Below are 10,142 nucleotides of genomic sequence, written 5' to 3' on the forward strand. Positions count from 1 at the left end.
GCGGGGGCGGCGTATCTGCCGATCGATACCGGTTATCCGGTGCAGCGGTTGGAGTTCATGCTCGAAGACGCCGCCCCGGTGTGCGTGCTGACCACCGCCGCCGAGCTGGACTCACTGCCCGCGGGCAATATTCCGGCGCTCCTGTTGGAGGAGACCACCGGCTACGACGATTCGCGCGTCCGCAACCGCGAGCGGGTGCGGCCCCTGCGCCCGGACAATCTGGCGTATGTCATCTACACCTCCGGTTCGACCGGGGTGCCCAAGGGTGTGGGTGTGGCGCACCGCAACGTGGTCGAGTTGTTCGCCAACACCCAATTGCTGTTCGAGTTCGACGAAACCGATGTGTGGACGTTGTTCCATTCCTTCGCGTTCGATTTCTCGGTGTGGGAGTTGTGGTGCGCGCTGGCCAACGGCGGCAGCGTGGTCGTGGTCGACTACGTGACCTCCCGCTCACCGGAGCAATTCCGCGAACTGCTGATCCGCGAACAGGTCACCGTGCTCAACCAGACCCCGTCGGCGTTCTACCAGCTCGCCGAGGCCGACCGGGCAGCACACCACGACCAAGGCAAGTTCGCGCTGCGCTACATCGTGTTCGGCGGTGAGGCACTGGATCTGCGCCAGCTGCGGCGCTGGTACGAGCGCCATCCGGTGGACGCGCCGTGGCTGGTGAACATGTACGGCATCACCGAGACCACGGTGCACGTGTCGTTCCTGTCGTTGGACGAGCAGATGGTCGACAACCCGGCCAGCGTGATCGGGCGGGCGCTCCCGGGTCTGGACGCGTACGTGCTCGATGACCGGTTGCACCCGGCGCCGGTCGGGGTGGCCGGAGAGATCTACGTCGCGGGCGCGCAGCTGTCCCGCGGGTATCTCGGCCGTCCCGGTCTGGCCGCGACACGGTTCGTGGCCAACCCGTTCGGTGCGCCGGGCTCGCGGATGTACCGCAGCGGTGACATCGGCCGGTGGGTCGGATTCGGTGGTCGAGCAACCCTGGAGTACGCCGGTCGTGGTGATCAGCAGGTGCAGTTGCGCGGCTTCCGCATCGAACTCGGCGAGATCGAGGCGGCGCTGCTGCGCTGCCCGGGCGTGAGTCAGGCGGTGGTGCTGGTCCGCGCCGACGAGCATGCCGGTGACCGTTTGATCGGGTACGTCGTGCCCGACGCCGGGGCGAGCTTGGATGCGTCGGTGCTGCGTACCCAGGTCTCGGAGTTCTTGACCGGGTACATGGTGCCGGATGCGGTGGTCGTGCTCGAGGTGTTGCCGTTGACGGCGAACGGGAAACTGGACCGCCGGGCGCTGCCCGCGCCGCAGGTGGTGTCGGCGGTGGCGTTCCGCGCGCCGAGTTCGCCGGTGGAGCAGGCGGTGGCCGAGGTATACGCCGGGCTGCTGGGCGCCGGCGAGGTCGGGTTGGACGACGACTTCTTCGCCCTGGGCGGCAACTCGCTGCTGGCCACCCGCGTGGTCGCACGCATCAACGAAGCCCTCGACGCCGATGTCGCGGTACGCGAACTGTTCGAAGCCCCGACCGTGGCCGCGTTGGCCGCGCGGGTGGTGCCCGGCGCCGGCGGCGGTGCCCGCACCGTGCTCGAACGCACCGAACGCACCGAACCGATCCCGTTGTCGCTGGCCCAGCAACGGATGTGGGTGCTCAACCAATTCGACCCCGCCTCCGCCGCCTACAACATCCCGATGGCCATCCGCCTGCACGGCGCCCTGGACGTCTCCGCCCTGCGCTACGCACTGGCCGACGTCCTCGAACGCCACGAATCCCTACGCACCCGCTACCCCGCCGGCGGCCCCGGCGCACTCCCGTTCCAGCAGATCCTCACCGTCGACCAAGCCCTGCCCACCGGACTGGAGGTCGTGGTCACCGACGACCCCACCACCCAGGTGATGGACTTGATGCTCACCGGCTTCGACGTCACCACCGAAGTCCCCGTCCGCGCCCTGCTGCTGGAATCCGGCCCCGACGAACACCTACTGGCGTTCGTGGCCCACCACATCGCCGCCGACGGCGCCTCCATGGCCCCGCTGGCGCGCGACCTGGTCACCGCCTACCTCGCCCGCATCGGCGGCAACTCCCCCCGCTGGGCGCCACTGGAAGTGCAATACGCCGACTACGCCATCTGGCAACGCCACGTCATCGGCACCGACGACGACGAAACCTCCGTCGCCGCACGACAACTCGCCTACTGGCGCCACCAGCTCGCCGGGCTCACCGGCGAAGCCGAACTCCCCACCGACCGGCCCCGCCCCCCGATCCCGTCCATGCGCGGCGCCAACACCGGCTTCGCGGTCTCCCCCGACATCCACCAAGCCCTCACCGAGCTGGCCCGCGCCCACAACTGCACCCTGTTCATGGTCGTACACGCCGCCCTGGCAGTCCTGCTGGCCCGCCTCACCGGCGACCCCGACGTCGCGATCGGCACCCCCATCGCCGGACGCGGCCAACGCGCCCTCGACGAACTCGTCGGCATGTTCGTCAACACCCTCACCCTGCGCACCCGCGTCGAAACCGGCATGAGCTTCACCGAACTCATCGACCAAGCCCGCGAAACCGACCTCGCCGCCTTCGCCAACGCCGACATCCCCTTCGAACGCGTCGTCGAAACCGTCGCCCCCGGCCGCGCCACCACCCACAACCCCCTGTTCGGGGTCGTGCTGTCATTCCAGAACAACGAACAACCCACCCTCCAGCTGCCCGGCCTCACCGTCACCGCCCTGGACACCGACACCGTCGCCGCCAAATTCGACCTACAAGTCAACATCAACCCCCACCACCACGACGACGGCACCCCCGCCGAACTCGACACCATCTTCACCTACGCCACCGACCTCTTCGACGAAACCACCATCCACACCCTCGGCCACCGACTCGAACGCATCCTCACCACCATCGCCACCAACCCCCACACCCCCATCGGCGACATCGACATCCTCGACCCAACCGAACGGGAGCGGATGACGGCCGCGGCGGAGTCGGTTAGCGTCGAACCGCCCACGGCTACGGCGGGCACGGCGCTGACCCAGGCGCTGGCGGCGGCGGTCGAGGACGACCCGGAGGGGCCCGCCGTGGTCGCCGGTGAGAACGCGCTGTCGTACCAAGATCTCGACGCCCGCTCTTCGCGTTTGGCGCGGGTGCTCATCGCGCGGGGCTGCGGTCCCGGCGCGGGTGTCGGAATGCGCTTGGATCGCGGCATGGAAGCGGTCATCGCGACCTGGGCCGTCCTCAAAACAGGCGCCGCCGTTGTCCCCGTCGACACCCTCGACACCGCACTGCCCGACGACCTCCACACCAAAGTCGGCCTCACCCTCGGCGATCCACCCACCGGCACCCTCGACTGGCTCGCCCTCGACGACCCCGCCGTCATCGCCGAGATCGCCGCCGAATCACCCCGCCCGGTCACCTACGCACACCGCACCCGGGCACTGACCGGCACCGACCCGGCCTTCGTCGGGGACCAGACCATCAGCTACGACGACTTGGCCACGGCGGCCGGACGGCTGCGCGCCCGCACCGAGCTGACCTTCGAATCGCGCACCTTCCAGCACGGCAGTCCGCAGTCGCCCGCCGCGCTGATCGAGGTGGTCGCCGCGGGATCGGTGGGCGCGTCGGTGGTGCTGGTCGGCGCGGACGGCGCGCTGACGGAGTCGCTGGCCGACGAGTGGGTAACCCATCTGGTGACCGATCGGACCGGGCTGGACGCCCTCGACCCGACGGCCCTGGAGGATTTGCACGCTGTGGTGCTGGACAATGGTGTCGGCGCCGTACCGGCGGGGCCGTGGGCCGATGTGGCCGCTATCGTCGAGTTCACCGAGCTGCTCGGTAGCGAGTGAATCGATTCGCGGCCGGACACGAGCCGCCAGTTGTGTGACCATGGACACAGCTGGTTGGTTTGGAGTATCAGGGTGTCCGCTGGAAATGTGTCATGGACGTGTTCTTACAGGCAGGATGTGCAGAGTTTTCATGTTTCGCTTGTCGGGGAATAGTCTGCCGGCTCAGGGATGGGGGACCAGGGACGAAGCGGGGCTCGCGTGACGCGGCCCGCGCGGGTGCGGCCCACACGCACCCGGCGACCTAGAGTCACTACCCTTCCGCAACTGATGGCAACCGCCGTCGAGGCGAATCCGACCGGTACCGCGGTCGTGTTCGCCGACGCGGTCAGCTCACGCGGACAACTCACCTACGCGGAACTCGACGCCGAATCCACGCGTTTGGCGCGTTTGTTGATCGATCGTGGGGTGGGTCCGGAGGATCTGGTCGCGGTCGGTGTTCCGCGTTCGGTGGAGTCGGTGGTCGCGGTGTGGGCGGTGGCCAAGACCGGTGCGGGGTTCGTGCCGGTGGATCCGAACTATCCGGCCGACCGGGTCGAGCACATGGTGAAGGACTCCGGCGCCGTGCTCGGACTCACCGTCACGCGTGTGGCGGAGGACCTGCCCAACGAAATCGAATGGCTGGTGATCGATTCCGACACCTGTGCCAGGCAGCTGGAGGACTACCCGACCGAACCGGTCACCTATGCGGATCGGCTGCGCCAATTGCGCGCCGAACATCCTGCCTACGTCATCTACACCTCGGGATCGACCGGCATGCCGAAGGGTGTGGTCGTCACGCAGGCGGGGTTGGCGAGTTTCTGTGCCGAGCAGCGTGATCGGTATCGGGTGACGAGTGCGTCGCGGACGTTGCATTTCGCGTCGCCGTCGTTCGACGCGTCGGTGCTGGAGTTGCTGCTCGCGCTGGGTGGCGCGGCCACCATGGTCGTGGTCGCGCCGACGGTGTACGGCGGTGACGAGCTGGCCGCGCTCCTGCGCAGGGAGGCCGTCACGCACGCGTTCATCACCCCGGCCGCGCTGGCGTCGGTGGATCCGGCGGGGTTGGACGAGTTGCGTGTGGTGGTGGCCGGTGGCGAGGCGTGCCCGCCGGAGCTGGTGCGGCGCTGGGTGCGCCCGCTCGCCGACGGTGATCGCGAGTTCTACAACGGGTACGGCCCGACCGAGACCACGATCATGACGAACATCAGCGCGCCGCTGGTGCCGGGGCGGCCGGTCACGATCGGCGCGCCGATCCAGGCGACCACCGAGTACGTGCTGGACGAGCGACTGGTGCCGGTCCCGATCGGCGTGGTCGGCGAGTTGTACATCGGCGGGCCCCAGTTGGCGCGGGGCTACCAGTTGCGCCCCGGCCTCACCGCCGTGCGTTTCGTCCCGAACCCCTTCGACCCGAACCACTCTCGTCTCTATCGCACCGGTGATCTGGTGCGCTGGACGCCGAGTGGTGAGTTGGAGTATCTGGGTCGCAACGACTTCCAGGTGAAGATTCGCGGTTTCCGTATCGAGCTCGGCGAGATCGATGCGGTGCTGGCGGCGCACGAGACGGTGGATTTCGCGGTCACCGTCGGGCACCAATTGGACAGCGGCGCGACGATTCTCGCCTCCTACGTGCATGCGGCGAGCGGACACTCGATCGACATCGACGAGCTGACCGCGCACGCCGAGCGCAGCCTGCCGGTGCACATGGTGCCGACCTCCCTCACCGTGCTGGACGAGATCCCGCTGACCCCGGTGGGCAAGCTGGATCGTCGAGCCCTGCCCGCTCCGCAGTTGCAGACCAAGGAATTCCGCGCTCCGTCGGGTGCGCTGGAGCAACTGGTGGCGGGTGTGTTCGGCGAACTGCTCAGCGCCGGTGACGAGATCGGCGCGGACGACGATTTCTTCGAGCTGGGCGGCAATTCGCTGATCGCGACGCAGGTAGCGGCCCGGCTCGGGGCGTCGATCGGCGCGCGGGTGCCCGCGCGGACGGTGTTCGAAGCGCCGACGGTCGCGCTGCTGGCCGCCCGGCTCGCCGAATTCGACACCGGCGCGCAGCGTCCGGCACTGGTGGCGGTGGAGCGTCCGGAGCGGGTGCCGTTGTCGTTGGCGCAGCGGCGGATGTGGTTTTTGAATCAGTTCGATACCGGGTCCGCGGCGAACAATATTCCGTTCGCGGTGCGGTTGTCGGGTGTGTTGGATGTGGCGGCGTTGCAGGCGGCTGTCGCGGATGTGGTCGGGCGTCATGAGACGTTGCGGACGGTGTATCCGGCGGTGGACGGTACCGGGTATCAGGTGGTACTGCCCGCCGCGGAGGCGACGCCGGACCTGACGCCGCACGACCTGCCCGCCGGGGAACTCCCGGACTGGCTGCGTACGTTCGCCGCCACCGGTTTCGATGTCGCGGCCGAGGTGCCGTTGCGGCTTTCGCTCGCGCGGACCGGTCCCGACGACTACGTCCTCGCCGTCGTCGTGCACCACATCGCGGCCGATGGCACCTCGATAGCGCCGCTGGTGCGCGACTTGATGACCGCCTACGTCGCGCGCAGCGCCGGCACCGCACCCGGCTGGGAACCGCTGCCGGTGCAGTACGCGGACTACACGCTGTGGCAGCGCGCCGTGCTGGGCGAGGAGAACGACCCCCGTTCCGTGGCCGCGACGCAGATCGCCTTCTGGCGCGAGGCTCTCGCGGACATTCCGGACCGGATCGATCTCCCCACGGATCGGCCGCGTCCCGCCGCGGCATCCGGAAGCGGAGGCGTCTTCACCTTCACCGTCGACGCACCCACCCGGGCCCGGCTCGACGAGCTCGCGCACGCGAACGGCGCCTCGTTGTTCATGGTCGTGCACACCGCTTTCGCGGCGTTGCTCGCCCGATTGTCCGGCTCCGCCGACATCACCATCGGCACGCCGGTCGCGGGCCGCGGCGAGGCCGAACTCGACGATCTGGTCGGCATGTTCGTCAACACGCTGGTGTTGCGGACCGCGGTGGATCCGGCGGCCTCGTTCGCCGAACTGCTGGCGGTGACCAAGGAACGTGACCTCGCCGCCTTCTCACATGCCGAGTTGCCGTTCGAGCGGCTGGTCGAGGTGCTGGACCCGGTCCGCTCGCAGGCGCATCATCCGCTGTTCCAGGTGGCGCTGTTCTTCCAGAACATGGACCGAGCGGAGCTCGAGCTGCCCGGCCTGTCGGTCGGCGCGGTCGAACTCGACGGCGCGGTGGCCAAATTCGATCTGCAGCTGACAGTGACGCCGCAGGAAGGTCCGGACGCGGGCCTGGCCGCCATGTTCACTTATGCCACCGACCTTTTCGATGAGGGTTCGGTCGCCGAATTCGCGGCGCGCCTGAACCGGTTGCTGCGCGCGGTCGCGGCCGATCCCGATCGCGCACTGGGCGGCATCGACCTGCTCAGCGTGGTCGAGCGGGACCGAATCCTGCACGAGTGGAACGACACCCGTTACCCCGTCCGCTCCGAATTGCTGCTCGACGGATATCGCCGTGCCGTCGAAGCGAATCCGGAACGGATCGCCGTCGCTTACGAGGGCGCCGAGCTGACTTATCGTGAGTTCGATGCGCGGGTGAATCGGTTGGCGCGTTTGTTGATTTCGCAGGGTGTGGGTGCGGAGTCGTTGGTGGGGTTGGCGGTTCGGCGTTCGTTGGATCTTGTGGTGGGGATGTATGCGGTGGTGGCGTCGGGTGGGGCGTATGTGCCGTTGGATCCGGATCATCCGGCCGAACGCATCGCGCACATCCTCGACACCGCTCGCCCCCTCTGTGTCGTGACGACCAGTGCCGACGCGGCGGCCCTGCCCGAGGACGTCCGGGCGCTCGCCGTCGACACCCTGGATCTCGACGGCTTCGACGACAGCCCGGTTCGCCCGGAGGAACTACTGCGTCCGGTGTTGCCGGAGCACCCGGCGTACGTGATCTTCACGTCGGGATCGACCGGCAGGCCCAAGGGCGTCGCGGTGTCCCATGCGGCGATCGACAACCAGATCGCGTGGATGCTGGCGGAATACCCGCTGGGCCCGGACGACGTGTACCTGCAGAAGACGGCGACGACGTTCGACGTCTCGCTGTGGGGCTACTTCATGCCGTTGCGTGCGGGAGCGAAGCTCGTCGTCGCCACGCCGGACGGGCACCGCGATCCCGCCTACGTCGCGGAAACCATTGCCGGGCAGCGCGTGACGGTAACCGACTTCGTGCCGTCCATGCTGACCGTGTTCGCCGCGCACACCACGCCCGGCAGCTGCCCGACGCTGAAACACGTCTTCGTGATCGGCGAGGCGCTGCCCCCGGAGACCGTGGGAGCCATGCACGCGGTGTCCGACGCGGCCGTGCACAACTTGTACGGCCCGACCGAGGCGGCGGTGTCGGTGACCTACTGGCCCGCGTCGGCGGACGAGCGCAGCGTGCCGATCGGTCTGCCGCAGTGGAACACGCAGGTGTACGTCCTGGATTCGTGGTTGCGGCCGGTGCCGGTGGGTGTGCCCGGTGAGTTGTACTTGGCCGGTGATCAGCTGGCCCGCGGTTATGTGCGGCGTCCCGATCTCACCGCGGACCGGTTCGTCGCCAACCCGTTCGGCAACGGCGAGCGGATGTACCGCACCGGTGACCTCGTCGTATGGCGCAAGGACGCCGACGACGCGGTCCTCGACTACCTCGGCCGGACCGATTTCCAGGTGAAGTTCCGTGGTCAGCGGATCGAGCTCGGTGAGATCGAGACGGCGCTGCTGGCGCAGCCTTCGGTGAGCCAGGCGGTGGCGCTCGTGTCGCCTTCATCGCTGGGCGACCAACTCGTGGCCTACGTCGTCCCCGCTCCGGGAGACCGGATCGACACGCAAGCACTGCGCTCCGCGATCGGTGAGACGTTGCCCGCCTACATGGTTCCGGCCGCCATCGTGGCGCTGGATGCGTTCCCGCTGAATTCCAGCGGCAAGCTGGACCGTAAGGCGCTACCGGAGCCCACCTTCGAGACCAAGCATTTCCGTGCGCCCTCGAGCGCGGTCGAGGAGATCGTGGCGGGTGTGTTCGGCGAGGTGCTCGGTGTGACCCGGGTCGGCGCGGATGACGACTTCTTCGCGCTCGGCGGCAATTCGCTGGTCGCCACCCAAGTCGTGGCGCGTCTCGGCGCGGCGGTCGGTGGCCGCGTGCCGGTGCGGGCGCTGTTCGAGACTCCGACGGTGGCGGGGTTGGCGGCGGCGCTGGAGTCGCACACGCACGGTGAGCGCGTGGAGTTGGGCAGTATCGCCCGGCCGGAGCGGTTGCCGTTGTCGTTGGCGCAGCGGCGGATGTGGTTCCTCAACCGCTTCGATCAGTCCGATGAGGCCGCGGAGCAGATCGGTTCGGCGGCCTACAACCTGCCGTTCGCGTTGCGGTTGACCGGTGCGTTGGATGTCGCCGCGCTGGGTGCGGCGCTACAGGATGTGGTCGTGCGCCATGAGGTGCTGCGCACGGTGTATCCGGAGACGGTCGACGGCCCGGTGCAGGTGGTGCTGCCCGCCGGGCAGGTCGCCTTGGATCTCACTCCGCGGGTGCTGGCCGAGTCGGACGTGGCGAGCGCCGTGTACGCCTTGGCGGCGACTCCGTTCGACGTGACGGCCGAGGTGCCGTTGCGTGCCGTCCTCATCCAGGTCGACGGAGCGCCCGAGACGTATGTGTTGGCGGTGGTGGTGCATCACATCGCTGCGGATGCGTCGTCGATGGGTCCGTTGGTGCGGGATGTGATGGTGGCGTATGCGGCGCGTACTTCGGGTGAGGTTCCGGGGTGGTCGTCGTTGCGGGTGCAGTATGCGGATTACGCGTTGTGGCAGCGTGCGGTGTTGGGGGAGGAGAACGATCCGGCATCGGTCGCGGCCCAGCAGATCGGTTTCTGGCGGGAGCAGTTGGCTGGTCTTCCTGATTTGCTGGAGTTGCCGACGGATCGTCCGCGGCCTGCGGTGGCGTCGCTGGCCGGTGCGCGGGTGGATATCGAGATCGATGCGGCGACGCATGCGGGGCTCGTGGAGTTGGCTCGTGCGCATGGGGCGACGTTGTTCATGGTGGTGCATACGGCGTTCGCGGTGTTGTTGGCTCGGTTGTCGGGTAGTTCGGATATCGCGATCGGTACTCCGGTGGCGGGTCGTGGTGAGCGGGAGCTGGATGATCTGATCGGTATGTTCGTCAATACCGTGGTGTTCCGGACGCGGTTCGAGCCGGGTGAGTCGTTCGCGGGTTTGCTCGGTAGGCAGCGTGAGTCGGATCTGGCTGCGTTCGCGCATGCGGATGTGCCGTTCGAGCGGTTGGTGGAGGTGTTGAATCCGCCGCGGTCGACGGCGCGTCATCCGTTGTTCCA

2 protein-coding genes are annotated in these 10,142 nt (G+C 68.3%); both read left to right on the top strand.

Annotated elements, in window-relative coordinates; genetic code table 11:
• Positions 1 to 3,837: amino acid adenylation domain-containing protein (locus tag ACIA5H_RS37195; RefSeq protein WP_397080999.1), on the top strand; the 3,837-nt coding region annotated here is incomplete at its 5' end.
• 168 nt (positions 3,838 to 4,005) lie between these two features.
• Positions 4,006 to 10,142, top strand: a 6,137-nt coding sequence (locus ACIA5H_RS37200) for an amino acid adenylation domain-containing protein (RefSeq protein WP_397081000.1), incomplete at its 3' end; no start/stop codon positions are given.

Source organism: Nocardia sp. NPDC051900 (assembly GCF_044452545.1).
GTDB classification, from domain to species: domain Bacteria; phylum Actinomycetota; class Actinomycetes; order Mycobacteriales; family Mycobacteriaceae; genus Nocardia; species Nocardia sichangensis.